Consider the following 24931-nt stretch of genomic DNA (forward strand, 5'->3'; position numbering starts at 1 on the left):
CCCGCGCTCAACAGCTGCTTGCGATGAAGACTGCCCTCCGCCTCACCACCCTTGCCCTGCTGATGCAGCTGGGCAGCTTCGCGATGGCGGCGCCGCCGCAATCGGGTCTCGACCTCAAGGGCTACGACAAGTCGGTCCGCCCGCAGGACGACCTCTTCCGCGCCGCCAACGGCCACTGGCTCTCCACCACGGAGATCCCCGCCGACAAGTCCTCCTACGGCGCCTTCCACCTGCTCGCGGACCTCTCCGACAAGCGGGCGCGCGCCATCATCGAGGACCTCTCGAAGAAGAAGGCCAAGGGCGGCACCGTCGAACAGAAGATCGGCGACTACTACGCCGCCTACATGAACACCGCGGCGATCGACAAGGCCGGCCTCGCGCCGATCAAGCCGCTGCTGGACAGCATCGCCGCGATCCAGACGCGCGAACAGCTCGCCACCTGGCTGGGCGCGCAGACCGGCGTTGTCGACCTGCCGGTGCCGCTGGGCATCGAGGCCGACTACCAGGATCCCACCATCAACCGCCTGCAGACCTGGCAGGGCGGACTGGGCCTGCCGGACCGCGACTACTACCTGAAGAAGGACGACGAACGCCTGGGCAAGGCCCGCGGCGCCTATGTCGACTATCTGCAGACGCTGGCGAAGGCCGCCGGCATCGCCGATCCGGCGGGCAGCGCGCAGCGCGTGCTGGCGCTCGAGGAGCGCCTGGCGCAGGTGCAATGGGACAAGGTCGAGCTGCGCGATCCGCAGAAGACCTACAACCCGATGACGCCGGCCGAGCTCGCGCAGAAGGCGCCGGGCTTCGACTGGAACGCCTTCTTCACCGCCGCCTCGCTGCCGGGCCTGGACAAGCTCTCGGCCTCGCAGCCCAGCTACCTGACCGGCGCCGCGAAGCTGCTGGGTGAAGCCTCGCTCGACGACCTCAAGCTCTACCTCACCTTCCGCACGCTCGACGCCAACGCCTCGACCCTGCCCCAGGTCTACCGCGACGCGCACTTCGCTTTCCACGGCGCGGCGCTGACCGGCGCGAAGAGCCAGCTGCCGCGCTGGCAGCAGGCCGTGGGCAACGTCAACGGCGCGCTGGGCGAGGCCGTCGGCGAGGTCTACGTCAAGCGCCACTTCCCGGCCGCCGACAAGGCGCGCATGGTGCAGCTGGTCAACAACCTGCTGGCCTCGTACAAGGAGTCCATCGACAAGCTGAGCTGGATGACGCCGGCGACCAAGGCGCAGGCGCAGGACAAGCTGTCCAAGTACATGGTGAAGATCGGCTACCCCGACGTCTGGCGCGACTACGGCGCGCTGGAGGTGAAAGCCGGCGATCCGGTGGGCAACAACCTGCGCGCCTCGGTCTTCGAGTGGAAGCGCCAGGCCGCCAAGGCCAGCAAGCCGGTCGATCGCCGCGAGTGGCTGATGACGCCGCAGACGGTCAACGCGTACTACAACCCGACGCTCAACGAGATCGTCTTCCCGGCTGCCATCCTGCAGCCGCCCTTCTACAACACGAAGGCGGACGACGCGGTGAACTACGGCGCCATCGGCGCGGTCATCGGGCATGAGATCAGCCACGGCTTCGACGACCAGGGCAGCCAGTTCGACGGCGACGGCAAGCTGCGCAACTGGTGGACCGACGACGACCGCAAGGCCTTCGACGCCATCGGCAACAAGCTGGTCGCCCAGTACGAGGGCTATGAGCCCATCGCCGGCAAGCATCTGAACGGCAAGCTGACGCTGGGCGAGAACATCGCCGACCTGTCCGGCCTGCAGATCGCCTACAAGGCGTATCTGCGCTCGCTGGGCGGCAAGCCGGCGCCGGTGATCGACGGCTACACCGGCGAGCAGCGCTTCTTCATGGGCTGGTCGCAGGCGTGGCGCGAGAAGGCCCGCGACGAGCGCAAGCTGCAGCTGCTGACCATCGATCCGCACTCGCCGCCGGAATTCCGCGCCAACGGTGCCGCCGTCAACCATGATGGCTTCCACGAGGCCTTCAAGACCAAGCCGGGCGACAAGATGTTCAAGTCCAGCGAGGACCGCATCCGGATCTGGTAATCAGACCTTCGCCAAGCAGATCGGCCGGGATTCCCGGCCTGTTTTCTTAGTGGGTCAGCACTTCCCGATCCAGCGCCCGGCTCGCACCGAGCAGCGGGGCCTGGTCCGCCTCATGGACGACGAAGGTCGGGATGGCGCGCAGGTAGGAGGTCAGTCGTCCGCAGGTTTCGAAACGCGTCCGGAACGGGCTGCGATCGAACCACTCGCCGAGGCGGGGCACGATGCCGCCGCCGATGTAGAGCCCGCCGCGCGCGCCGAGCGTGAGGGCGACGTGACCGGCGATGTCGCCGAGCAGGGCGCAGAACATGCGGAGGACGTCGCTGCTGAAGTGCTCGTCCGCGAGGGCGGCCGTGGTGATGGCCAGTGCGCTGCGGCCTTCGCCGGGCGCGAGCTTGAGCCCGCGGAGTTCAGCCAACGCGGTGTAGAGGTTCTCTAGACCGGGCCCCGACACCGCGCGTTCCGCCGACACGTGGCCGAAGCGGCGATGCAGCAGGTCGAGCACGGCGCGCTCCTCCGGATCGTAGGACGACAGCGTCGCATGTCCGCCCTCGCCGCCGACGGCGACCATCGGGTTCCCGTCCTCGGAAGGCAGGAGGCCGGAGACACCCAGGCCCGTTCCTGGTCCGACCAGCCCCCGGGCGGCGCCGACGACGGCCGCGCCGCCGCCGACCTGGCGTGTCGACTGCGGCCCGATCGTCGGCAGCGCCAGCGCGAGCGCCGTGAAGTCGTTGATCACCAGCAGCCGCTCCGCGCCCAGCGCGGACTGCAGCGCCCGCGTGGAGAAACTCCAGTGGTGGTTGGTCATCCGGACGTGATCGCCGGTGACCGCCGTCGCGATGCCGATCGCGCAGCTGCGCGGCGTCCGCAGGCCCTCGCGATGCAGGTGATAGAAGATCGCGTCCGCGAGCGTATCGAAGTCCTGGCAGACATACCGCGCTACGTGTTCCAGCGGATCGGCCGCGCCGCCCTGACTGGCGAAACGCACGTGCGTCGCGCCCACATCCGCCAGCAAACGCGCCGGCGCCGTCTTTGCGCCTTGTCTCATGCCTTCTCTTCCTTCACCGATGCTCCAGAGCTTGGCCGGGCAAGCGCTTCGCCTGCCCGCAAAAGCCTCGGATGCTGCCACAGCCCGCCGGCGGATCCCGAGGGCGGACGTCGTCGCGGCCGGTGTTTAGCGTCTCGCGCTCAACGCCCCTTCAACGACCGGCCTTGAACGCCGCGATCGCATCGCGATACCAGTGCGCGCTGTCCTTGGCCAGCCGCTCCTGCGACGCGTAGTCGACGTGGAACAGCCCGAAGCGCTTGAGGTACCCCGAGTTCCACTCGAAGTTGTCCAGCAGGCTCCAGTAGAAATAGCCGCGCACGTCGGCGCCCAGCGCCACGGCCTGGGCCAGCGCCTCCAGGTGGCCGCGCAGGTAGGCGATGCGCGCGGCATCGGGCACGCGGCCGTCGACGATGCGGTCCGCGTTCGCCATGCCGTTCTCGGTGATCACGATGGGCGGCGGCGTGTACTCGCGGGTGATGCGCAGCAGATGCTGCGTCAGCGCCTGCGGGTAGATCTCCCAGCCCATGTCGGTGAAGCCGAGCTCCCCCGGCGGCGTCACGAACTGCTGCTGCCCGTTGAGCACACTGCGTGTGTAGAAGTTGATGCCGAGGAAGTCCAGCGGCTGCTGGATCAGCGCCAGGTCGCCGTCCTGGAGCTTCGGCGCGTCCGCGCCAAGGTGCTCGACGATGTCGGCCGGGTACTGGCCGCGGAACACCGGGTCCATGTACCAGCGCACGTTGGTGCCGTCGTCGATGCGCGCGGCGCGGCGGTCGTCCTCGCTGAGCGGATCGGCCGGGAAAGACGGCGTGTGGTTCAGCACGATGCCGAGTTGGGCTTTCGAGCCCACGGCGCGCATCGACTGGATCGCCGCGCCATGCATCATCAGCAGGTGGTGCGAGACCTGGTAGGCCTCCGCGCGATTCGTGTGGCCGGGCGCGAACTGCGCGGTCTCGTAGCCCAGCGTCGCCGAGCACCACGGCTCGTTCAGCGTCGCGATCGTCGACAGCCGGTCGCCGAAGCGGCGCGCGATCTCGGCGGCGTATTCGGCGAACAGCGGCACCACGTCGCGCGACAGCAGCCCGCCGATCGAGTCGTCCAGCGCCTGCGGCAGGTCCCAGTGATACAGCGTCGCGTTGGGCTTGATGCCGGCGGCGAGCAGCTCGTCGATCAGCCGGTCGTAGAAGGCGAAGCCGGCCTCGTTCCAGGCGCCGCGTCCCAGCGGCTGCACCCGCGGCCACGAGAACGAGAAGCGGTAGGCATCCAGCCCCAGCCACTTCATCAGCTTCACGTCTTCGGGATAGCGCCGGTAGTGGTCGCAGGCCACGTCGATGTTGGACGCATCCTTGATGCGACCAGGCTGGGCGCAAAAGCGGTCCCAGATCGACTCGCCCTTCCCTTCCTCACGGGCCGCGCCCTCGATCTGCGCGGCGCTGGTGGCGGAGCCCCATTGGAAATCCGCGGGCAACGACTGGATCAGCGATTGGAAGGTGGCGGTGTCTGCGGCGGGGTTGGCGTCGTTCGCGTGCATGGTGGTGGCAGTCGTGGTCGTAGGGATCGAAAGATTCGAAGAGGGGGAGGACATCGCGCCGGCGGCGGATGTCGCAGGAGAGTTCGCTGGAGCGGTCGTGGCCATGGCGTTTCCGGCGTCGGTTCGGTCAGCCGCGCACGGCGCCCGAGGTGAGCCCGGCGACCAGCCGCCGGGCGCTGAAGAAGTACGCCACCAGCAAGGGCAGCATCGCGATGGCGCTGCCGATCATCAGCGCGCCCCATTCGGTGTTGTTGGGCGCCTGCATCGAACGCAGCGCCAGCGGCAGCGTGTAGTTCTCGGCCGAGCGCATCACCACCAGCGGCGCGACGAAGTTGTTCCAGCTCGCGATGAAGGTGATCAGGCCCAGCGTCCCCAGCGCCGGCATCAGCAGTGGCAGCACGATGCTCCAGAAGATGCGCAGCTCGCCACAGCCGTCGATGCGCGCGGCGTCGATCAGGTCGGGCGGGATGGCTGAGCCGATGTACTGCCGCATCAGGAAGATGCCCAGCGCGCTCGCGGCCGCCGGCACGTAGAGCGCGCGCGGCTCGTCGATCCAGCCCAGCGCGTCCATCACCATGAAGCTCGGGATCATGTGCATGAACGCCGGCAGCATCATCGAACCGAGCACGATCGCGAAGAGCGTGCCCTTGAAGCGGAACTCGTAGATCGCGAAGGCGTAGCCGGCGAGCGAGCACAGCAGCAGGTTGAGCACCGTCGTCATCGAGGCCACGTACAGGCTCATGCCGAGGTTGCGCCAGAACGGCAGGCGTTCTTCGAGCAGCCTCAGGTTCGAGCCCGCCGCGTCGCCGAACCACAACGGCGGCGGGTTGTCGAAGATCTCCGTGCGCCCGTGCGTCGCGAGGACGAAGGTGAAGTACAGCGGCGCCACGAGCAGCACTGCGCCCGCGGCCACGAGCAGCCGCGCCGGCCACGCCGACCGGACCCGTGAATGGCGTTCAGCGCTTGCCATGGGCGCTCCGCGGGTCGCGGCCGAACAGCCGCGCGTTGAGCCAGGTCAGCGCGGCGATCAGCACGAACATCAGCCACGACATCGCCGAGGCGGTGCCGAAGTCCCCGTCCGAGAACGCCGTCCGGTACATGAAGATCGCCGTCGTCATCACGGACGACGAAACACCCTTCTCGCCGTCGACGAGGATGAAGGGTTCCTCGAACAGCTGCAGGTTGCCGATGATGGTCAGCGTCACCGCGAAGAACATCATCGGTTTGAGCAGCGGCAGCGTGACGTGCCAGAACTGCTGCCACTCGGTGGCGCCGTCCAGCGTCGCCGCCTCGTAGAGGTCCTTGTCGATGACCTGCAGGCCCGACAGGTAGAGCACCAGGTTCCAGCCCAGGTAGCGCCAGAACACGACGAAGGCCACGGCGGGCCGCGTGACGTCGGCGTCGCCCAGCCAGTCGATGCCGCCGTCCTTCAGCGCCGTCAGCGACGCCAGCGGGCTGCCGATGAACGGGATGCGCGTCAGCTCCGCCAGCGCGGCATTGATCAGGCCGTAGTCCTTCGAGTACAGCGTCGTGAAGATCAGCGCGATCGCCACGCTCGACGTGATGTACGGGACGAAGTACGCGCCGACGATCAGGTCCCGGCCGCGCTTGAAGCGCCGGTGGATGAAGAACGCCAGCGGCAGCGCGACCAGATGCTGCGGCACGCCGGCCACCAGCGCGAACCAGGCGGTGTTGTAGAGCGCGTCCCAGAACCACGGGTCGGTGAGCGCGTAGCCGTAGTTCTCCAGCCCGACCCAATGCATCGTGTGCAGGCCCTCTGCCGGATTCCACTGCTGCAGCGACAGGTAGATCGAGAAGATCAGCGGGAACAGGCTGAACACCAGGAACAGCGCGAAAAACGGCGCGATGAACAGGTAGGGCGCGAGTCGACGCGACCGCAGCGCCGGCAACCGCACCCGGGACGGGCGCGGTGCGGCGAGCGAGGGAGAGGGGCGCGCGTTCATGCGTGGGCCCTCAGCGACGGCGAGCGCGGCGCTCGATGAGATACCGCGCATCGGCCAAGGCTTCCGCGATCGCCTTGCCTTTGGAAATGACGCGCTCGAACTCGTCGCGGATCACCGTCGTGGCCAGGACATCGAATCGGTTCACGGGGATCGCGGGGATGCGCGTCGCGGTCTCGCGCCACAGCTGGCGCGCGCGTTGCCCGCCGAGGAAGGCGATCGGCTCGTCCATCACCGGATCGCGCAGGACGGCGCGCATCGCGGGGAAGCTGTCGAGCACCTTGAGCGATTCCAACTGCACCTGCGCGTCGGCTGTCATCAGCCGGATGAAGTCCCAGGCGGCGGTCTTGTTGGCGGCCTTCTTCGGGATCGCATAGAACGATCCGCCGTACGCGGCCTGCACGCCGCCGGGCAGCGGCGCCGAACGCCAAAGTCCGGACGTCTGCGGCGCGATCCAGTTGCGCAGCTGGCCGACGAGCCAGGCGCCCATCATCTGCGTCGCGATGCGGCCCTGCTTGAAGCCGGCCGCCCAGTCGTTGGTCCACGCGATCGCGCGAGCGTCCAGGCCCGCGCGGCGCGCGGCGCGGCCGAGCTCGAAGGCATGGCGGAAGCGCGCGGACTCGACGAGCACGCGACCTTCCGCATCGAAGTAGAGGCCTTCGCCGTCCTGCAGCCCCTGGCGCAGCGCGATGTCACGCAGATCGGCCGCGTCGGCCATCAGGTAGGCGCCGGTGGTCTTGCGGATGCGCTCGCCCGCGGCGAGGTACGAGGCCCAGTCGCGGGTGATCTCCGCTTCGCTGACGCCGGCCTTGTCGAGCAGGTCCCTGCGGTAGATCAACGTGCCGGGTCCGATGTCGGCGGGGATCGCGACCTGGGTGCCGTTCGGGCCCACGCCCTGCGCCATCGCGAAGCGGACGTAGTCGTCGGCATGCGCGGCGGCGTGGAACGGTGCCTGGTTCAGGTCGACGAAGCCGCCCGAACCGGCGAACTTGCCGATGTAGCGCAGGTCGATCGCCATCACGTCGGGCAGGCCGGAGCCCGTCGCCAACGCCGTCGTCATCGACAGATGGTGATCCGCGTATTGCATCGACAGCAACTTGAGCTCGACCTCCGGATGCAGCGCGCGCCACCGTGGCGCGGCCGCGATCGCGGCGCGGTCGAGGTCGGGGAATGTGGCGACGCGCAGCACCGAGGTCGGTGCGCGCGTCGGGGCCCCCTGGGCCGCCGCCGACACCGCTCCAGGAAAGGCGCCGGGGGGCGCGGCGGCCGCCCCGGCCACCAGCAGCGCACGCGCTGCCGATCGCCGGGTCAGGTGGACATCGGGCACAGCGGTCAGAAGTTGTAGCCCGCGTTCAGGCCGAAGGTCCGAGGCGCCGCGTACTGCGCGGTCCACACCGGATTGGCGAAGCTCACCGAGCTGCCCGCGCTGGTCTTGATCTTCTCGTCCGACACGTTGCGCACGAAGCCGTCGACGTACCAGTTCTTCTTCGACGTGTAGCGCACGCTGATGTCCGCCGTCGAGTACGCCTTCTGACGGTCGCCGTCGCCCAGGTTGAAGACCGACAGCCAGTTGGCCGACTGGTAGTGGTAGCTGATGCGCGGCGCGACCTGGTCGCCGTTGGCGAGCGGGAAGACGTGCTCGTACATCAGCTGGATCGCCACCTTCGGTGCGTGCGGCAGTTCGTTGCCGGTGACGTTCAGGCAGTTGCCGCCCAGCGTCGTGTCGAAGCAGGTCGGCAGCTGGTAGTCGTTGGACGCGGCCACCAGCGCGCCGAGCTTGGTCTTCGTGTACGAGGCCGACAGCATCAGCTTGTCGTCGTTGGTGATCATCCACGCGGTCTCGAGTTCGAGGCCGGACACCTTGGCACCCTCCGCGTTGGAGTAGGCGAACTGGCGGTTGCCGTTGACGATCACCGGCGCGCTGAACTGGAAGTCCTTGAACTTCATGTGGTACGCGCTGACGTTGAAAGTCATGCGGCCGTCCAGCAACGAGGTCTTGTAGCCGACTTCGTAGTTGGTGAGCGTCTCCGGGCCGTAGGGCAGGCCGCCGTCGCCGGTGCCGCCGGACTTGTAGCCGGTGGACACGCTGCCGTAGGCCATCGAGCTCTTGTCGATGTCGTAGGTCGCGCGCGCCAGCCAGGTCGTCTTGCTGCCCTTGTAGTGGGCGTCGTTGATGTTGCCCGCGACGTAGCCGTTGGCCGGATCGGTCGGATCGATCGTCGGGTTCAGCGGGATCTGCGGCGCCGCCGGGTTGCCGTTCCAGGTCCAGCCGCGCCCGCCGATGTTCTTGCGGTCGTCGTGCGTGTAGCGCAGGCCGCCGGTCACGTGGAAGGCGTCGGTCAGGTTCCAGGTCGCCTGACCGAAGGCGGCCTTGGAATCGACCGTCTCCTTGGGCTGGATGAACGAGCCCTGCCAGTTCACGGTGCCCTGCTGCGTCCCGTTCATGATCGGGATGTCGAAGCGGATGCCGTTGTCCTCGGCCGCGTAGTACAGGCCCAGCACCCAGTCGATGGTCTGCTTGGCCGTGCTCTGCAGCGTCACTTCATGACTCTGGCTGCGGTAGCTGGTCCAGACGGTGTTGTCTTCCTGGTGGGTCGCGCCGGTCGTGAAACTCGTCGGCATCTGGACGCCGAAGTCCTGGTCGTAGGTGCCCGATCCCTTGAAGTGGGTGTAGCCCGCGACGTAGGCCAGCGACATGCCGCCCATGTCGTATTCGGCGCGGCTGCGGATCGAGGTGGAGTCGCGCTTGAGCGACGGCGCCGTGTCGATCAGCGCGGACCAGAACTTCTGGCCTTCGCGCGGCGTCTGCATCAGGCTCATCGCCGGCGTGCCGCGGTCGGCGAACTGCTCCACCGACACGTCCCAGCGGAAGGCCTTGATCGGCTGCCACAGGAAGCTCAGGCGCGCGGCGGTCTGGTCCTGCGCGTTGTACTTCGGTCCGCCGGTGGTGAACAGGTTGTAGTTGATCGGCTGGAACGGCGGGAAGGTGCCGGCCGTGTTGCCCGCGTTGTAGGCGGCCTGCTGCTGCGCGATCGTGTACTGCGTCGGCTTCTGGTAGTCGACGTAGCCGTCGTGCTGCTCGTGGATGAACGCCACGCGCGCCGCGAGCGTGTCGCCCAGGGGAATGTTGATGGCGCCCTTGGCACCCAGGCGGTTGTAGGTGCCGGTGCCCAGTTCGACGTAGCCGGAGTTGTCCTTCAACACCGGCTTGGCGGTCTTCATGTTGATGGTGCCGACGGTGGAGTTGCGTCCCCACAGCGTGCCCTGCGGACCGCGCAGCACTTCGATGCCGTCCAGGTCGAACAGCATGGTCGCGGCGCCTTCGGGACGCGGCGCGAAGACGCCGTCGACGAACAGCGCGACCTCGGGGTCGGCGTATTCGGTCTTGGCGGAGTCGTTGCCGATGCCGCGCAGCGTGATGCTCACGATGCCGTGGTCGCCCTGCCCCGTGCCCTGCATGCTGGGCACCAGGTTGAACACGTCGAGCATGCTCTTGACGTGGGCGTCGTCGATGGTGGACGCGCTGATCGCGGTCACCGCGATAGGCGTCTTCTGCAGCGAGGTGGCGCGTTTGGTCGCCGTGACGACGACTTGGGGCAGCGCCTTGTTTTCCTTGCCCTCGCCGGCAGTGGCCGACGACGTCGAGGCGGAGCTGCTGCTCTCGGCCTGCGGCGCAGGCGCGGGCGCCTCGGTCGATTGGGCGTGGGACGCTCCGGCCAGCAGCGCGAGCACGGCGATCTGGACGGGCGTGGAAAGGCCGAGGCGCGGCCGGCGGATGAGGCGGTCAGTCATGTTGTCTCCTGGGTGGCTTTCGAGATGAAGCTCTGTTCCGGGTCGTGTTCTTCTAATTTGAGTGCATCGTAGGCAACGCATGACAACGTTGTCAACGCTTGGGCTGACATCGTTGTCATTTTGCTCACTATCATTTACCCGTAGATCGCAGACCCCGTGCAGGCGCGATCCTGACGCGACCGCCTGCGATCACGACGCGGTTCCGAAGAAGACAACAGGAGACAAGCCATGCAGCCCATCCAGGACATCCTCATCGTCGGCGGCGGCACGGCCGGCTGGCTCACTGCCGCGTTCCTCGCGCGGCAGCTCGGCACCGCGCACGGCGGCGTCCGCATCACGCTGGTGGAGTCCAGCGACATCGGCATCATCGGCGTCGGCGAAGGCACCTTCCCGTCGATCCGCGGGACGCTGTCGGCGATCGGCATCCGGGAGGCTGAATTCCTCGACGCCTGCTCGGCCACCTACAAGCAGGGCATCCGCTTCGAGCACTGGGTGCGCCCGCCGGGGGCGGCGGGCGCCGATCACTACTTCCATCCGTTCAGCCAGCCGAGCCAGCGCCCCGGCGCGCCGGAGCTGCTGCCGTACTGGCTGATGGGCGAGGCCGGCCAGGGACGCGCATTCGCCGAGGCGGTGACGCTGCAGAAGGCCGTCGCGGATGCGAGGCACGGGCCGAAGCGGGCGAGCGACGGGGACTTCCTCGGGCCGCTGAACTACGCGTATCACTTCGACGCCGGGCGCTTCGCCGCCTTGCTCGCGGAGCACGGGCAGGCGCTCGGCGTGAAGCGCGTGATCGCGACCGTGGATCGCGTCGACCTCGATGAACAGGGCGCCATCGCCGCGGTGCACACGAAGGAGGCCGGCCCCCTGACGGCCGGGCTCTACGTCGATTGCAGCGGCTTCCGTGCGCGGCTGATCGGAGAAGCGCTGGACTCGCCGTTCAAGTCCTTGAACGATGTGCTCTTCGTCGACCGCGCGCTGGCCATGCAGGTGCCGTATGCGCGGCCCGATGCGCCGATCGCGTCGTACACGATCGCGAGCGCGCAGGACCACGGCTGGATCTGGGACATCGGGCTTCAGGAGCGGCGCGGCATCGGCCATGTCTACAGCAGCCGGCATTGCGACGACGAGGAGGCGGAGCGGGCGCTGCGCCGATACATCGGCCCCGCGTCGGACACGCTGACGCCGCGCAAGCTCGTGCTCGACGTCGGGTACCGCGAGACGCAGTGGGTGAAGAACTGCGTGGCGGTCGGGCTGTCGGGCGGTTTCCTGGAACCGCTGGAATCGTCGGGCATCGGGCTCATCGAGACCGCCGCCTATCTCATCGGACAGCTGTTCCCGTTCAACGGCGACATTGCGCCGGTGGCGAAGCACTTCAATGCGTTCATGAAGGAGCGCTACGCGCGCATCGTCGACTTCATCAAGCTTCACTACGGACTGACGCAGCGCACGGACACGGCGTTCTGGCGCGACAACGCGGATCCCGCGTCGTTCACCGACACGCTGAAGGAGAAGCTCGCGATGTGGCGCTGCCGACCGCCGCAACGGCTGGACTTCATCACCGACGTCGAGATGTACCTGCCGGCCAGTTGGCAGTACGTCCTCTACGGGATGGAATTCAAGACGCAGCTGGGAACAGGCGCTGCCGCGTTGATGCGCAGCGAGGAGGCGCGGAAGGAGTTCGCGACGATCGCGCAGCTCGGCGCGCATGCGCTGCGGGATCTGCCGCCGCATCGGGTGCTGATCGAACAGCTGCTCGCGCGGACGGGCAAGCGCGCGGCGTAAAGTCGCTCGAGGTCGCTCGAGGTCGCTCAGGCCTTCCTGAGCCGCGGCGCGGCCTTCGTGCCGAGCACCGCCGTGGAGTCGCGCACCACCAGCTCGTGCGGCAGGACGCGGTGCCTGGGCTTCGCGGACGCTTCGGCTTCCGCGTCGGGCTCGGCGTCACGCGGCGAGCCGATCAGCAGGTCGACGGCAGCGCGCGCCATGTCGTCCATCGGCTGACGCACCGTCGTCAGCGGCGGCCACACGCGCGCGGCGGCGGGCGTGTCGTCGAAGCCGGCGATCGAGAGGTCGCCAGGCACCGCCAGGCCGAGTCGCTGCGCCGCGGCCAGCACGCCCAGCGCCATGTCGTCGTTGCTCGCGAAGACTGCGGTGGGGCGCTGACGCCGGCTCAGCAATTGATAGGCGGCCTCGACACCGGTGTCGAAGGTGAAGTCCCCCTGCACCACCAGGTCCTTGTCCAGCGGCAGCTTGTGCGCCTTCAAGGCGGCTAGGTAGCCCTGGTAGCGGCGCTTGGACGCGACCTGCTCCTTCGCGCCCTTGATGATCGCGATGCGTGTGTGACCGAGGCTGATCAGCAGGTTGGTGATCTCCTCCGCCGCGTGCACGTCGTCCATGCGGACGCTGGGATGGTCGGGCTCGTCGGCGGCCGGGGAGATCAGCACGCACGGGGTCTGGCTCTCGCGCAGCGCGGACAGCACCTGCGGGTTGTCGCAGAGCGGAGGCGTGAGGATCATGCCGTCGGGACGCAGCGCCGAGACCATGCGGTCGACCTGCATCGCGAGGTCGGGCGCGTCGTTGTGGAGGGATTCGACGACGAGGTGGTAACCCGCCTCGCGGCAGCGCAAGGTCGCCCCCTGCTGCACACCGCCGACGAAGGCCGCCGACGGGTCGTAATACAGCAGACCGATCAGGAAAGACCGTCCGCCAGCCAGGCTGCGCGCCGATTGCTTCGGCCGGTACTTGAGGTCGGCCACGACCTTCAGCACCGCCTCGCGGGTTTCGGCATGGACACCCGGCTCCTGGTTCAACACCCGGGATACCGTCTTGATGGAGACGCCCGCTTCGCGAGCGACGTCGATGATGGTGGCGGGTTTACGTGGCGGCATAGAGATCCGAAATGCTCGCCCGACTTTGCCACAGCACTCGCTGACTTCGCAGGAGAGGACTCGGTCACGCAAGCGCGACCCCGGTTTGGACCTCCCGGTCCAAACCATTCGAGCCCCCCGTGATGTCCACTGGACATCACTTCCTGGGCCTCAGAATGAGAAAAGCCGGCTGGAAGCCGGCTTTTCAGATTTGGTGCCCAGGAGAGGACTCGAACCTCCACGGAGTTACCCGCTAGTACCTGAAACTAGTGCGTCTACCAATTCCGCCACCTGGGCTTTCAGGATTTTTCTTCGTTGCTATTGCGTTTGACTGCTGTCTGCAGCGAAGAATTGGACTTTAGCACGGTTTTGGAATCAGGCAAGCGATTCAGCCGCCCCAACTCACTTTTCCAAGACGGGTGTGCGGATCCCACAACGCCTGTACTCTCCTCGCCCAATCCAGCATCGCAGGCTCGGCCCGCTCCCAATGCGCGCGGTACGCCGCCTGCAGTTGAGGACCGACCCCGTGCTCCGCGCTGATCGATCCGCCGAGCTCCGCGACCAGCGCATACAGGCCCTCGCGCAGGCTCAGCTCTTGCTCCGCCGAGAGCGCCCCGGCAGTCGCCGGCCACACCATGTTGAAGTGCATCCCGCCGTCGCCGAGGTGGCCGAAGTCGGCGAGCCGCACTTGCGGGAAGCGCTCGGCCAGCCAGGCCGCTCCGCGCGCGCGAAAGGCCATGAAGTGCCGGCGCGGCAGCGAGAGATCCAGCCCGATCACCTTGCCCTGCACGCGCAGTCCTTCGCTGATGCGATGGCGCAGGCCCCAGATCGCCTCGTCGGCGTCGAGCACCGCATCGCGCACGCGACCGGATTCGAATTCGCCTTCGAGCCAGCCCTGCAGCAGGCCGTCGAGGGCGAGCTGATCCGCCGGCAGCTCGCTGCTGAGCTCGATGAGCATCGCGTAGTCCGGCAGTTGCCCTTCGAACCACCGCGCGACGTCCTGGCCGTGGAGTCCGGCTTCCAGCGCCGCGCGGCTGATGCCTTCGAAGGCGGACACCAGGCCGCCCCAACGCTGCATCACGTCGGCGTAGAGCGGAAAGACCTCTTCCAGCGATGAGGGCGCCACCAGGGCCACGGCGCGCTGACGCGGCAACGGTGAGAGCTTGATCGTGACCTCGCTGACCAGCCCCAGGCTGCCCGACGAGCCGATGAACAGCTGCCCCAGCGCCAGCGCCGAGTTGTCCTTCTGCAGGCCCTGTCCCAGGCGCAAGACCTGACCCGCCGGTTCCGCCAGCACGACCTCCAGCGCCAGCGTGTTGGCGCGCACGTCGCCGTAACGCAGCATCCGCGTGCCACCGGTGTTGTGGGCGACCATGCCGCCGATCGAAGGATCGGCGCTCAGGTCGACCGGGAACCAGAGACCGTGCGGTTCGAGTCGTTCGTTGATCTCGGACAGGCGGAAGCCCGACGATACGCGCAGCGTGCGGTCGAGCAGGTCGAGCTCGAAAACCTCGCGCAGCCGCTCGGTGCTGAGCAGCACCTCGCCGTTCGCGTCGTCCGGCGTGCCTGCGCGGACCAGCCCGGTGTGCGCGCCCTGCACCACCACGCGGAGTCCGCTGGCCGCCGCGAGCGCCAGAACGCGCGCCGCTTCGTCTCGACTCCCGGGACGCACGAGCGCGGCCGCACGCCCCGCCGCGTATCGCGCGGGCTGCAGATAGCGCGTCTCGATGTCGGCGCCCACCTGCACGAAGGCCTCGCCGCAGACGGCGATCGCTTCCGCGAGGAAGCCGCCGGCCTGGAAGCTCAGCACGCCGCCGCCTCGCCGGTGGTGTCGGCGTCCTTCGCCGCGCCGGCCGTCATCTTGAAGATGCCGGTCGCGTTGCCCGCGTCGAAGGCCAGGTCCAGCGCCCCCGACTCATCGAACGGCGCGCGCTGGATGAATTCATGGAAGCTGCCCGGGACTTCGAGCCTCACGCGCTGGCCGCGATCGAGGAACTCACGCATCACGCGCGCCGCCTTGAACGCCGTCTGGCGCACACGACCGGTCGCCGAGGTCTCGATCGAGTCCTTCACTGGCCGGTCGAGTGCGCGCTGCGCCGCGACGACGGCTTCGATGTCGGCGACGCGATCGGTCGCATGGTTGAAGGCGTTGCCTTCGGTCGCGATCCAGGCCATCTCCGCCGACTCGGTGAGCAGGAGCTGGTAGTCGTCCGCTTCGAACAGCGCATGCTGCCGGGCGAAACAACCCACCAGCTTGGGCAGCAGCGCCACGGCGGACCCGATCGGCAGCTCGCCGTCGCGCGCGAGGTGCTCCAGCAGGGCCAGGTCAGCCGGCGCCAGCGGATCCTGCGACGTCGACAGCACGCGCGTCACCGCGCCCTGGAAGCTGCCGGAGAACTGCTCGGGATGCAGCTCCGAGACGAAGAACTGGGCGATGTCTTCCGGGAAATCGGCATGGCGCCAGGCGCGGCCGGTCATCTTCAGACGCGGCAGCGGATAGGTCGCCGCCATCGCAAAGCCCAGCGGTCTCAGCACGCGCGTGATCGCGGCCTCGCCCGGCGGCAGCGCGCCCGAGGGCCACGCCACCGTGCGCAGCGCGCCGTGGTCGAAGACCAGTTGCTGCCCGTCGCGCTGCAGATCGGCCACGTAAGCGGCCGCCATCGGCACGCGGTCGGTCACGTCGAGGAACAGCGCCATGTTCAGCGCCTGCGCCAGTTCGGCGCGCGAGATGCGCGAGAGGGGAGAGAGGGGCTCGCCAACCGGACGCAGCAAGGCCGGCACGACCTGCACGCGCGCGAAGGCGTCGCGGGCGGCCTCGTCGCCGAGCGCGCCACGCAGCAGCTGGAACAGCCCGCTGTCCCTCGCCGCGGTGACCTTCGCGTTGAGCGTCGTCAATGCCTCCAGATCCGCGCTCCGCTCAGACATCGAACTTCACCCCTTGCGCCAACGGCAGCTCGCGCGAGTAGTTGACGGTGTTGGTGGTGCGGCGCATGTAGGCCTTCCATGCGTCGGAGCCGGATTCGCGGCCGCCGCCGGTTTCCTTCTCGCCGCCGAAGGCGCCGCCGATCTCCGCGCCCGAGGTGCCGATGTTCACGTTGGCGATGCCGCAATCGGAGCCGCTGGCGCTGACGAAGGTCTCGGCCTCGCGGATGTCGTTGGTGAAGATCGCCGAGGACAGCCCCTGCGGCACGTCGTTCTGCAGCGCGATCGCCTCGTCCAGCGTCTTGTACTTCAGCGTGTACAGGATGGGCGCGAAGGTCTCGTGCTTCACGATGGCCGACTGCGCCGGCATGCGGACCAGCGCCGGCACCGCGTAGTAGGCTTCCGGGTACTGGGACGCCAGGGCGCGTTCGCCGCCGCTGACCTCGCCGCCCTGCTCGCGCGCCGCGGCCAGGGCCGATTGCATGGCGTCGAAGGCGGCCTTGTCGATCAGCGGACCGATCAGGTTGCCGGGCTCGACCGGGCTGCCGATCTTCAGCTGGGCGCGGGCGCGGTCCAGGCGGGCGACGAGCTCGTCATGAATCGATTCATGCGCGATCACGCGTCGCGTCGTCGTGCAACGCTGGCCGGCCGTGCCGTAAGCGCCGAACAGGATGCCGCGCACGGCGAGGTCCAGGTCCGCGCTCGGCGTGACGACGATGGCGTTGTTGCCGCCCAACTCCAGCAGGCAGCGGCCGAAGCGCGCCGCGACGCGCGGGCCGACGGCGCGGCCCATGCGGGTCGAGCCGGTCGCGGAGACCAGCGCGACGCGCGTGTCGTCGACCATCGCTTCGCCGACAGCGGCGCCGCCGATGAGGACCTGCGACAGGAACTTCGGGGCGCCGTCAAAACGGGCGACCGCCTTCTCGAACAGCGCCTGCGTCGCGAGCGCCGTCAGCGGGGTCTTCTCGCTGGGCTTCCAGAGACAGGTGTCGCCGCAGACCAGGGCGAGCGCCGAGTTCCACGCCCACACCGCGACGGGGAAATTGAACGCCGAGATGATGCCCACCACGCCCAGCGGCAGGTACTGCTCCATCATGCGGTGGCCGGGACGCTCGCTGGCGATCGTCAGGCCGTGCAGCTGGCGCGACAGGCCGACGGCGAAATCGCAGATGTCGATCATCTCCTGCACTTCGCCTTCGCCCTCGCTGGTCACCTTGCCGGCCTCCAGCGAGACCAGGCGGGCCAAGGCCGCCTTGTTGGCGCGCAGTTCTTCGCCGAACAGGCGGACCAGTTCGCCGCGCCTGGGCGCCGGCACGGCGCGCCAGGCCAGGAAGGCCTGCTGCGCGTTCGCGATCGCGGCAGTCATGTCGGCGGCCTTGGCCTCGTGGACCGCGCCGATGACGGCGCCGTCGATGGGGCTGCGGACGGTCATGGCGCCGCCGGTGACGGCGGCGGCCGGCACGCCCAGGGCGGCCAGCAGGTCGGTGGTGGTGGAAGTCATCGGGGAATTCTCCTTCAGGCGTTCAGGCGGGTCGTGCGATCAGCCGATCGTTCAGCCGATCGACTCGACTTGTCGCGACTGCTGGTACGCCTTGCCGAAGCGGTTGGCCAGGAAGTCGGGCAGCGCGACTTCTTCCTGGCGGACGAAGCCGGACTGCGGCAGCTTGCCTTCGCGGAACAGGTCGACCGCGGCGCAGATGCCGGCGGCGGTGGTGATCTGGATGGCCGACAGCGGCTGCTCGCCTTCCCGCTCGGCGAAGATCTTGCGGGCGAAGACTTCCTGCATCAGCACGCCGTTCTTCATGCCCGACACGGTCACGAAGACCAGCACCACGTCCTGCATGGTCGCCGGCATGCTCTTGCGCATGATGTCCTTGAGCTTCTCCTGGTCGTTCTTCAGCGCCAGGTCGTCCAGCAGGAACATCATCAGGTCGCGGTGACCCGGATAACGGACGGTCTTGTAGTCCAGGTTGCGGACCTTGCCTTCCCAGGTCTCGCACAGCGTGCCCAGGCCGCCGGAGGTGTTGAAGGCCTCGTACTCGGTGCCGTCGAGCGAGAAGTGCTCGAGCCCCTCGAGCGGCAGCGCGGAGATCGCCTCGCCGTCGTGGATGGCCTCGCAGGGGTGGCAGTATTCGTTGATCAGGCCGTCCACCGACCAGGTCAGGTTGTACTTCAGCGCGTTGGTGGGGAACGCCGGCAGCGCGCCGACGCGCATCTTCACGTCGCTCAGCGAATCGAAGCGCTTGGCCAGGTGATGCGCGACGATGCCGATGAAGCCGGGGGCCAGGCCGCACTGCGGCATGAACGCGGTCTTCGCGCCTTCGGCGATGCGCTTGATCTCCTTGGTCGCGGCCACGTCCTCGGTCAGGTCGAAGTAGTGGCAGCCGGCTTCCAGCGCCATGTGCGCGGCGGTGATGGCCAGGTGGTACGGCAGCGCGTTCACGACCACGTCGTTGCCGCGCAGCGCGGCGGCGAGCTGGGACTTGTCCTCGGTGTCGACGGTCCTGGTCGCCAGGCCCTGGCCGGCGAGCAGCTGCAGCGCGGTGGCGTTCTTGTCGATCACGGTCACCTGGTAGTCGCCGCTGCCCTGCAGCAGTCGAGCGATGGTCTGGCCGATGTGTCCGGCGCCCAGCAGTGCCACTTTCATGTCGTACTCCTTGTGATTCTGTGCGGATGAGGTTTCAGATGCGATGCGGGCAGTGTCCCGACCTGCACTGACGAAAGAAAGCGCGAGTTCGACGGAAAACACATCCATACTGACGATCCGTCAGCCGGATCCTTCATTCCGGCGAAAACAAGGGTTTATCCCGAGAACTCCGTCACAGCCTGTCGAAGGCCTCGCCCCATGAACGCCAGGAAGACCGCTCCCGCCTCTCCCGTCGGATCGCCACGGGCATCGGCATCGGCATCGGCGTCGGCATCGGCGTCGGATTCGCAGCCCGCCGCTCCGGCGACGCTGCGCGACCAGACCGATCGCGACCTGATCGCGCTGCTGCAGTCGAACGCACGCGAAAGCACCGCGGACCTCGCACGCAAGTTGGGCGTCGCCCGCACCACCGTGGTGGCGCGGCTCGCCCGGCTGGAGTCAGCAGGGCTGATCGCCGGCTACACGGTGCGGCTGGGCGGCGAGGCGGTGGAGCGCGGTGTGCAGGCCTTCGTCGGCATCACGGTGCAGCCGCGCGCCGGACGCGAGGTGGTGAAGCTGCTCTCGCGGCTGCCGGAGTTGCGCCAGCTGGCATCGGTCAGCGGCGAGTTCGACTACATGGCGACGCTGCGCGCCGACAGCACGGCGCGACTGGACGCGCTGCTCGACGAGATCGGCGACATCGAGGGCGTGATCAAGACGCACACCTCGGTGCTGCTGGCGCTGCGGGTGGACCGGAGCGCGTGAGCACATGTCAGTCCGGTAGCGCGTGAGTAACGTCATGTTCTGGACGGTCGATGCCGTCAACGCGCGGGACTGGCACGCCGTTTGCATTCCATGAGCTGCCAGCTCAAGGAGCGCACCATGTCGAAGCCCGCCGTCACCGCCAAGCACGTCCCGCCGATCTTCGTCGGCATCAAGGCCCTCGCGATCCTCGCGGTGGCCTGGGGCGCCGTCTATCCGACGCTGCTGTGGGGCCTGGGCGCCGTGCTGCCCTGAGCCCGGCGGCGATCTCCCGCGATCCTGCCTTTCTCCGGAGTTCCGCCATGAAAGCCCCTGCCCGTCTCCACGGCGCCGCGCCGCCGGTGCCCGCGCAGCCTCCCATTGCCGCTCACCGATGGCGCCGCCTGCTGCTGCCGGTGCTCGGTGCCGCCGTCGCCGTGCTGGCGCTGCTGGCCGCGATGGCCTGGCTCGACCATGCCGAAGGCGATCTGCGCCAGGTCCTGGCGCCGACGGCCGCGGCGACGGTCGCCTGAAGGTCTTCGACCGTCGCTGACGAGTTGTCGCCGACCAAGTGAAAGGCGCTCCCTCGGGAGCGCCTTTTTCGTTCGGGACTTCCGTCTGCGTTCAGAGGCTGCGCTTGCGCTGCAGGACCAGCAGCCAGAAACACAGACCGGCGACGAAGAGTCCGCCGATGAACTGCGGATGCCAGGCGGCCTGCAGGACCTGGGGGAGTCCTTCCCGGGCGTAATCCGGGAAGCGGTAGAGCATGTCGAAGAAGTCCTGCAGGTTGAGGTGACCTTCTTTGTCAGAGTCGATGACCAATCTTGTCCCGCTCTGGACCAAAGAACGCCCGACGCCGGCGACCTGGGTGATGAGCGCATTGCGCAGCACTTCGGCGGCGGTCTCGTTCTTGTAGATGTTGAGGAAGGCCGCGACGCCGATGACCAGCAGCGGCGCGCCCCAGCGCTTGAGCCAGGCCGAGGCGGCCATCAGCGCGAGCACGATCGGCGACAACCACAGCGCGGCAAACACCAGCCCGACCGCGAGTCGCAGGCCCAGCCAGGTCGTGGCGGCGAACAGCGCGCCCCACTGCGTCTGCTGCAGCGCAGCGAAACCGAATTCCTTGAACGCCATCGCGGAGCCGACGATCGCGCCGCCGACCAGCGCCAGCAGCGTGGCGGCGACGGGGACCAGGATGCCGTGGGCGACGATGGGCGCGCCGACGCTGGCCGCATGGCTGCCGGGCAGCGAGGACCAGAACTCGATCGAGCGGTCCTGCTGGTCGCGCCGGGCCAGGCCCATCAGCTGATAGACGGACACGGCCAGGGACAAGGCCAGCACCAGGCCGACGGTCAGCAGGCCGGCGATCAGCGCGACCGGTTCGGGACTGGGCACGTCGATGCCGTCGACCTGGCTGAACGGCACCAGGGCCAGCAGCACCAGCACGGGCGCCAGCACCAGGCCGATCCAGGCCCGCTTGTATTGCAGCCACTCGCGCAGGAGCAGCGTGTTGAAGAGCGTCATGGGGTGATCCTTTGAAGAGGGTCGCTGGGGGTCGCCGTGATTCGCAACCGGGCGGGTCAGGCCTCGGTGGCCTGGCGCTCCGGCTTGCGGGTCAGCGCCATGAAGAGGTCGACGAGGCTGGGGCGCACCCGCTGGCCCAGGTGCGCGACGGCATCGGGCGGGACGCCGTCGAACAGCGCGGCGGGCCGGCCCTGCACGCGGTAGCGCAGCAGCGGGTGGTTGGCGGCGACCAGCTCGGCGGCGTCGGGGTCATGCGACAGCGCGACGAAGCGCTCGTCCATCTCCGCCAGCGAGATGTTCAGCACCAGCTTGCCTTCGTCGAGCATGAGCACGTCGGACAGCAGCGTCTCGACTTCCTCGACCTGGTGGGTCGAGATGAGCACCGAGCGCTCGCCGTCGCACCACTCGTCGATGAGCATCTCGTAGAAGCTCTTGCGCGACATCACGTCCAGGCCGAGCGTCGGCTCGTCGAGGATCATGAGCTTCGCGTCGATGGCGGCGATCAGCGCGAGGTGCAGCTGGGTGACCATGCCTTTGGACAGGTGCTTGACCTTGTCGTTCTCGGTGACCGAGGTGCGCTTGAGCAGTTGCCGGGCGCGGTCGGCCGAGAAGGCGGGCTGCAGGCCGGTCATGAGGCGGATCAGTTCGGACACCTTGGCCCAGCGCGGCAGCACGGCGACGTCGGGGATGTAGCAGAGGGAGGTCAGGAGCTGGGCGCGGTCCGCATGGGGATCCAGGCCGAGCACGCGGAGCTCGCCTTCGGCGCGCTTGAGTCCGACGAGTGTCTTCATCAGCGTGGTCTTGCCGGCGCCGTTGTGGCCAAGCAGCCCGACGACGCGGCCGGCGGGGATGGTGAAGGACAGGTCCTGGAGGGCCGCCTTGCGTCCGTAATTCAGGCTCAGATGGCTGGCCTCGATGAGCGTCTTCATGCGTCCTCCCAATTCAGGTCCTGGGGCTTGAGGCCCAGTCGGCGAAGTTTCTCCCGCAACCGGGGCCATTCCTCCTGGAGGAACTGCTGGCGTTCGGTGTGCAGCAACCGGATCCGGGCGCCGTCGCGGACGTACATGCCCAGGCCGCGGCGGCTCTCGACGAGGCCCTCGTCGACAAGGGCCTGCAGCGCGCGGCTGACGGTCAGCGGGTTGATGAGGTACTGGCTGGCGAGGGTGCGCACGGAGGGCAGCGCCTCGCCTTCAGGAGGGTCGCCGTCGAGCAGCTGCGTCGCCAGTCGGTCGGCGAGCTGCTGATAGATCGGCGCTTGATCGTTCCAGCTGTGCATGACGCGGGGCGCGGAAGCGCCGGTGTGTTGCTGATGTAGCACACCATAGCAAGCCGGACCGCGCTCCCCCAGCGGGGGGCGACGGACTGCAGAAAAGGGGGGATGAAGCGGAAAACACGCGACTCGCTGTCGGATCCGCTTCACAGGCGGGAGCGGCATGTGCCGGGTAGACCCATCATCCACCACACGAGGCCTACCGGGTCCACGCCATGATCTTCCGACGCCCTGTTTTCCGCATCGCGCAGCAGGCCGCGCTCGCCGCAGGCGTGGTCCTGGCGATCACCGCCTGCGCCACCTCCACACGGCAGCCACCGCTGCGGTTGATGTCGAGTGTCGACATCCCACGCTTCATGGGTGACTGGTACGTCATCGGCGTCATCCCCACCTTCATCGAGAAGGATGCCTGGAATGCGGTCGAGCATTACGAGCTCGCCGCCGACGGGACGATCGCGATCACCTACAACTACAACAAGGACGGATTCGATGGCGAGCGCAAGACGCTGCGATCGAAGGGCTTCGTGCGCGGCGGCAACGGGGCCATCTGGGGCGTGCAGTTCATCTGGCCGTTCGAGGCCGACTACCGCATCGTTCACCTCAGCGAGGCCTACGATGCGGTCATCGTGGGGCGCGAGAAACGCGACAATGTCTGGATCATGTCGCGCCGCCCGGCGATGGCCGACGCCGACTATCAGCAGCTCGTGGCGCTCGTCGCGAGCCAGGGCTACGACGTGAGCAAGCTGGTGCGGGCGCCCCAGCGCTGGTAACGCGCTTGCCGTTCAGACCGTAGGTACGAACGTCCCGACCCAGCGCTTGCGAATGCCGTTCACGAATAAGTCTTAGTCGCCAACACCGCTACTCATTCACTGGACGATGACCCAAAGTTCATCCCGACGCCACCCCGGCGCCGTCATCCAGAGATTGAAACCATGAGCACACTCACCAACAAGGTCGCCATCGTCACCGGCGCTTCCAAGGGCATCGGCGCGGGCATCGCCAAGCAGTTCGCCAAGGCTGGCGCGTCCGTCGTCGTGAACTACTCGACCAGCAAGGACGCCGCCGACGCCGTGGTCGCCGAGATCAAGCAGTCCGGCGGCCAGGCCGTCGCGATCCAGGCCGACTTCTCCAAGACCGCCGAGATCCGCCGCCTGTTCGAAGAGTCCAAGCGCGCCTTCGGCACGCTGGACATCCTCGTGAACAACGCCGGCGTCTACGCCTTCGGCCCCGTCCAGGAAGCCACCGAGCAGGAGTTCCATCGCGAGTTCAACACCAACGTGCTGGGCGTGATCACCGCGACGCAGGAAGCCGCGAAGCACTTCGGTCCGAACGGCGGCAGCATCATCAACGTCAGCTCGATCGCCAGCGTCGGCTTCATGCCCAACTCGGCCGTCTACGCGGCGTCCAAGAGCGCCGTCGACGCCATCACCCGCGTGACCTCGGTCGAACTCGCGCCGAAGAAGATCCGCGTCAATACCCTCGCCCCAGGCGCCACGATCACCGAAGGCATCGCCGCCCTCGGCTGGCCGGAAGAGGCCGTCAAGTCCATCGTCGCCACGATCCCGTTCGGTCGCCCCGGACAGCCGGAAGACATCGCCCGCGTCGCCCAGTTCCTGGCCTCCGACGACTCGGCCTGGGTGACCGGCGAACGGATCACGGCCTCCGGCGGCCAACGCGCCTGATCAGCGCCTGACCGCCGAGCCCGATCAACGAGGCAGCTCGGCGATCAGGTACTCGACGAAGGCCCGGGCCGACGGCTTCGGCGGTCGGCCCGGCGTGAACATGCCGTGGACTTCCACGTCCTTCATCTTCCAGTCGGGAAGCAGCTGGACGAGCGCTCCGCTCGCGAGCTCGGCGCGGCATCCCCAGAGCGACGTCGTCACGACGCCCAACCCCGCCACCGCCGCAGCCACCGCGCCCTCGTTGGCGGACACGCTCAGGCGGCTGTCAACGCGGATCGTCATGTCCCGCCCATCCTTGTGGAACCGCCATCCCGCGGCGCTCGTTCCCGCGGGGCCGAAGATGGCCGTGTGGGTCGCAAGTTCAGCGGGCGCCGTCGGCGTGCCGTTCGCTTTCAAGTAGGCCGGCGCCGCCGCGATCAGCCGATGCGTGCGACCAATGAGCCGCGCGGTCGCGCTCGAATCCGCCAGGTCGCCGAGCCGCAGCGCGACGTCGACGCCCTCCTTGAGCGTGTCCTGCCGTTGATCGCTCATCAGCAGGCTGACGTTCAGCAGCGGATGGCGCGCCAGGAAGCCCGGCAACAAGGGAACGATCTCCCGGACGCCAAAACTCGCCGACAAGGCGACGCGCAGTGAGCCGCGCAACTCCAGCGACCCGCGCGCCACATGATCGGCCTCTTCGAGCGCCGCCAGGATCGCCTCGATGCGCGTCAGGTAATCCGCCCCGGCGTCCGTCAACGTGAGTGCGCGCGTCGTGCGCGTGACGAGGGCAGCACCGACGTCCTGTTCAAGCGCCGCGATGATGCGCGACACCGAGGGCTGGGACAGGTCCAGCTCCCGCGCCGCGGCCGAGAAGCTTCCCGTGCGGGCCACGCGTTCAAACAGGCGAAGGGCGAGCAGCTTGTCGTTCATGCCGGCGCGTGTCGGGGACGCG

22 protein-coding genes and 1 tRNA gene are annotated in these 24931 nt (G+C 68.2%); 7 read left to right on the forward strand and 16 right to left on the reverse strand.

Features of this window, described 5'->3' with window-relative positions; translation table 11 throughout:
- The first annotated feature begins 23 nt into the window (after nt 1-23).
- On the forward strand, nt 24-2045 hold the full coding sequence (locus PV762_RS19965) for a M13 family metallopeptidase (RefSeq protein ID WP_421036746.1): 2022 nt from the start codon (nt 24-26) through the stop codon (nt 2043-2045).
- Between the two features lie 46 nt (nt 2046-2091).
- Here the strand turns inward: PV762_RS19965 and glk are convergent, their stop codons facing one another.
- The 6 genes from glk to PV762_RS19995 form a co-directional block, all read right to left on the reverse strand.
- Nucleotides 2092-3090, reverse strand: coding sequence for a glucokinase (glk, locus tag PV762_RS19970; RefSeq protein WP_421036747.1), 999 nt, complete (start codon nt 3088-3090; stop codon nt 2092-2094).
- A gap of 151 nt (nt 3091-3241) precedes the next feature.
- Nucleotides 3242-4618 carry a GH1 family beta-glucosidase gene (locus tag PV762_RS19975; RefSeq protein WP_421036748.1) on the reverse strand — a complete coding sequence of 459 codons (1377 nt, stop codon included), beginning with the start codon at nt 4616-4618 and terminating at the stop codon, nt 3242-3244.
- 127 nt (nt 4619-4745) lie between these two features.
- Entirely contained in the window at nt 4746-5588 is an 843-nt protein-coding gene (locus PV762_RS19980; RefSeq protein WP_421036749.1) for a carbohydrate ABC transporter permease, read from the reverse strand.
- Nucleotides 5575-6582 carry a carbohydrate ABC transporter permease gene (locus PV762_RS19985; RefSeq protein ID WP_421036750.1) on the reverse strand — a complete coding sequence of 336 codons (1008 nt, stop codon included), beginning with the start codon at nt 6580-6582 and terminating at the stop codon, nt 5575-5577. Before PV762_RS19985 ends, PV762_RS19980 begins: the two co-directional genes overlap by 14 nt.
- A 10-nt stretch (nt 6583-6592) precedes the next feature.
- Nucleotides 6593-7906: an ABC transporter substrate-binding protein gene (locus PV762_RS19990; RefSeq protein ID WP_421036751.1), complete on the reverse strand. Its 1314-nt coding sequence runs from the start codon at nt 7904-7906 to the stop codon at nt 6593-6595.
- A 5-nt stretch (nt 7907-7911) separates the two neighbouring features.
- The gene (locus tag PV762_RS19995; RefSeq protein WP_421036752.1) at nt 7912-10371 is read right to left on the reverse strand and encodes a TonB-dependent receptor; all 2460 of its coding nucleotides are present in this window, start codon (nt 10369-10371) and stop codon (nt 7912-7914) included.
- Nucleotides 10372-10599: 228 nt separating this feature from the next.
- Between PV762_RS19995 and PV762_RS20000 the strand changes: the two genes are divergently transcribed.
- Nucleotides 10600-12153, forward strand: coding sequence for a tryptophan halogenase family protein (locus tag PV762_RS20000; protein ID WP_421036753.1), 1554 nt, complete (start codon nt 10600-10602; stop codon nt 12151-12153).
- A 26-nt stretch (nt 12154-12179) separates the two neighbouring features.
- On the opposite strand, the gene PV762_RS20005 is transcribed toward PV762_RS20000, so the two are convergent.
- The 6 genes from PV762_RS20005 to PV762_RS20030 form a co-directional block, all read right to left on the reverse strand.
- A complete protein-coding gene (locus tag PV762_RS20005) occupies nt 12180-13256 on the reverse strand; it encodes a LacI family DNA-binding transcriptional regulator (RefSeq protein WP_421036754.1) in 1077 nt (358 codons plus the stop codon).
- A gap of 191 nt (nt 13257-13447) precedes the next feature.
- Nucleotides 13448-13532, reverse strand: a tRNA-Leu gene (locus PV762_RS20010).
- A 91-nt stretch (nt 13533-13623) separates the two neighbouring features.
- Nucleotides 13624-15045 carry an FAD-binding oxidoreductase gene (locus PV762_RS20015; RefSeq protein WP_421036755.1) on the reverse strand — a complete coding sequence of 474 codons (1422 nt, stop codon included), beginning with the start codon at nt 15043-15045 and terminating at the stop codon, nt 13624-13626.
- Nucleotides 15039-16160 carry a 2-oxoadipate dioxygenase/decarboxylase family protein gene (locus PV762_RS20020; RefSeq protein ID WP_421036756.1) on the reverse strand — a complete coding sequence of 374 codons (1122 nt, stop codon included), beginning with the start codon at nt 16158-16160 and terminating at the stop codon, nt 15039-15041. The genes PV762_RS20015 and PV762_RS20020 overlap by 7 nt, the downstream gene beginning before the upstream one ends.
- Nucleotides 16153-17658, reverse strand: coding sequence for an aldehyde dehydrogenase family protein (locus tag PV762_RS20025; protein WP_421036757.1), 1506 nt, complete (start codon nt 17656-17658; stop codon nt 16153-16155). The genes PV762_RS20020 and PV762_RS20025 overlap by 8 nt, the downstream gene beginning before the upstream one ends.
- A gap of 51 nt (nt 17659-17709) precedes the next feature.
- Complete coding sequence (locus PV762_RS20030) at nt 17710-18804, reverse strand: saccharopine dehydrogenase NADP-binding domain-containing protein (protein ID WP_421036758.1); 1095 nt, start codon at nt 18802-18804, stop codon at nt 17710-17712.
- Between the two features lie 198 nt (nt 18805-19002).
- Between PV762_RS20030 and PV762_RS20035 the strand changes: the two genes are divergently transcribed.
- From PV762_RS20035 to PV762_RS20045, 3 genes are all read left to right on the forward strand, one after another.
- Complete coding sequence (locus PV762_RS20035) at nt 19003-19548, forward strand: Lrp/AsnC family transcriptional regulator (RefSeq protein WP_421036759.1); 546 nt, start codon at nt 19003-19005, stop codon at nt 19546-19548.
- A gap of 117 nt (nt 19549-19665) precedes the next feature.
- Nucleotides 19666-19800: a hypothetical protein gene (locus PV762_RS20040; protein ID WP_421036760.1), complete on the forward strand. Its 135-nt coding sequence runs from the start codon at nt 19666-19668 to the stop codon at nt 19798-19800.
- 47 nt (nt 19801-19847) lie between these two features.
- The gene (locus PV762_RS20045) at nt 19848-20057 is read left to right on the forward strand and encodes a hypothetical protein (RefSeq protein ID WP_421036761.1); all 210 of its coding nucleotides are present in this window, start codon (nt 19848-19850) and stop codon (nt 20055-20057) included.
- A gap of 91 nt (nt 20058-20148) precedes the next feature.
- Here the strand turns inward: PV762_RS20045 and PV762_RS20050 are convergent, their stop codons facing one another.
- From PV762_RS20050 to PV762_RS20060, 3 genes are read right to left on the reverse strand one after another with little or no spacing between them, the layout of a single operon-like run.
- On the reverse strand, nt 20149-21048 hold the full coding sequence (locus PV762_RS20050; RefSeq protein WP_421036762.1) for a hypothetical protein: 900 nt from the start codon (nt 21046-21048) through the stop codon (nt 20149-20151).
- A gap of 56 nt (nt 21049-21104) precedes the next feature.
- On the reverse strand, nt 21105-21977 hold the full coding sequence (locus PV762_RS20055; protein ID WP_421036763.1) for an ABC transporter ATP-binding protein: 873 nt from the start codon (nt 21975-21977) through the stop codon (nt 21105-21107).
- On the reverse strand, nt 21974-22324 hold the full coding sequence (locus PV762_RS20060; RefSeq protein ID WP_421036764.1) for a GntR family transcriptional regulator: 351 nt from the start codon (nt 22322-22324) through the stop codon (nt 21974-21976). The genes PV762_RS20055 and PV762_RS20060 overlap by 4 nt, the downstream gene beginning before the upstream one ends.
- Nucleotides 22325-22533: 209 nt before the next feature.
- On the opposite strand from PV762_RS20060, the gene PV762_RS20065 reads away from it, so the two are divergent.
- Complete coding sequence (locus tag PV762_RS20065; protein ID WP_421036765.1) at nt 22534-23088, forward strand: lipocalin family protein; 555 nt, start codon at nt 22534-22536, stop codon at nt 23086-23088.
- Between the two features lie 162 nt (nt 23089-23250).
- Nucleotides 23251-24000, forward strand: a complete 750-nt coding sequence (locus tag PV762_RS20070; protein WP_421036766.1) for an SDR family NAD(P)-dependent oxidoreductase — start codon at nt 23251-23253, stop codon at nt 23998-24000.
- Between the two features lie 24 nt (nt 24001-24024).
- Here the strand turns inward: PV762_RS20070 and PV762_RS20075 are convergent, their stop codons facing one another.
- Complete coding sequence (locus PV762_RS20075; protein ID WP_421036767.1) at nt 24025-24909, reverse strand: LysR family transcriptional regulator; 885 nt, start codon at nt 24907-24909, stop codon at nt 24025-24027.
- Nucleotides 24910-24931 lie beyond the last annotated feature (22 nt).

The sequence above is a fragment of the Mitsuaria sp. CC2 genome, assembly GCF_048957715.1.
In the GTDB taxonomy this organism is placed as follows: Bacteria; Pseudomonadota; Gammaproteobacteria; order Burkholderiales; family Burkholderiaceae_C; genus Roseateles.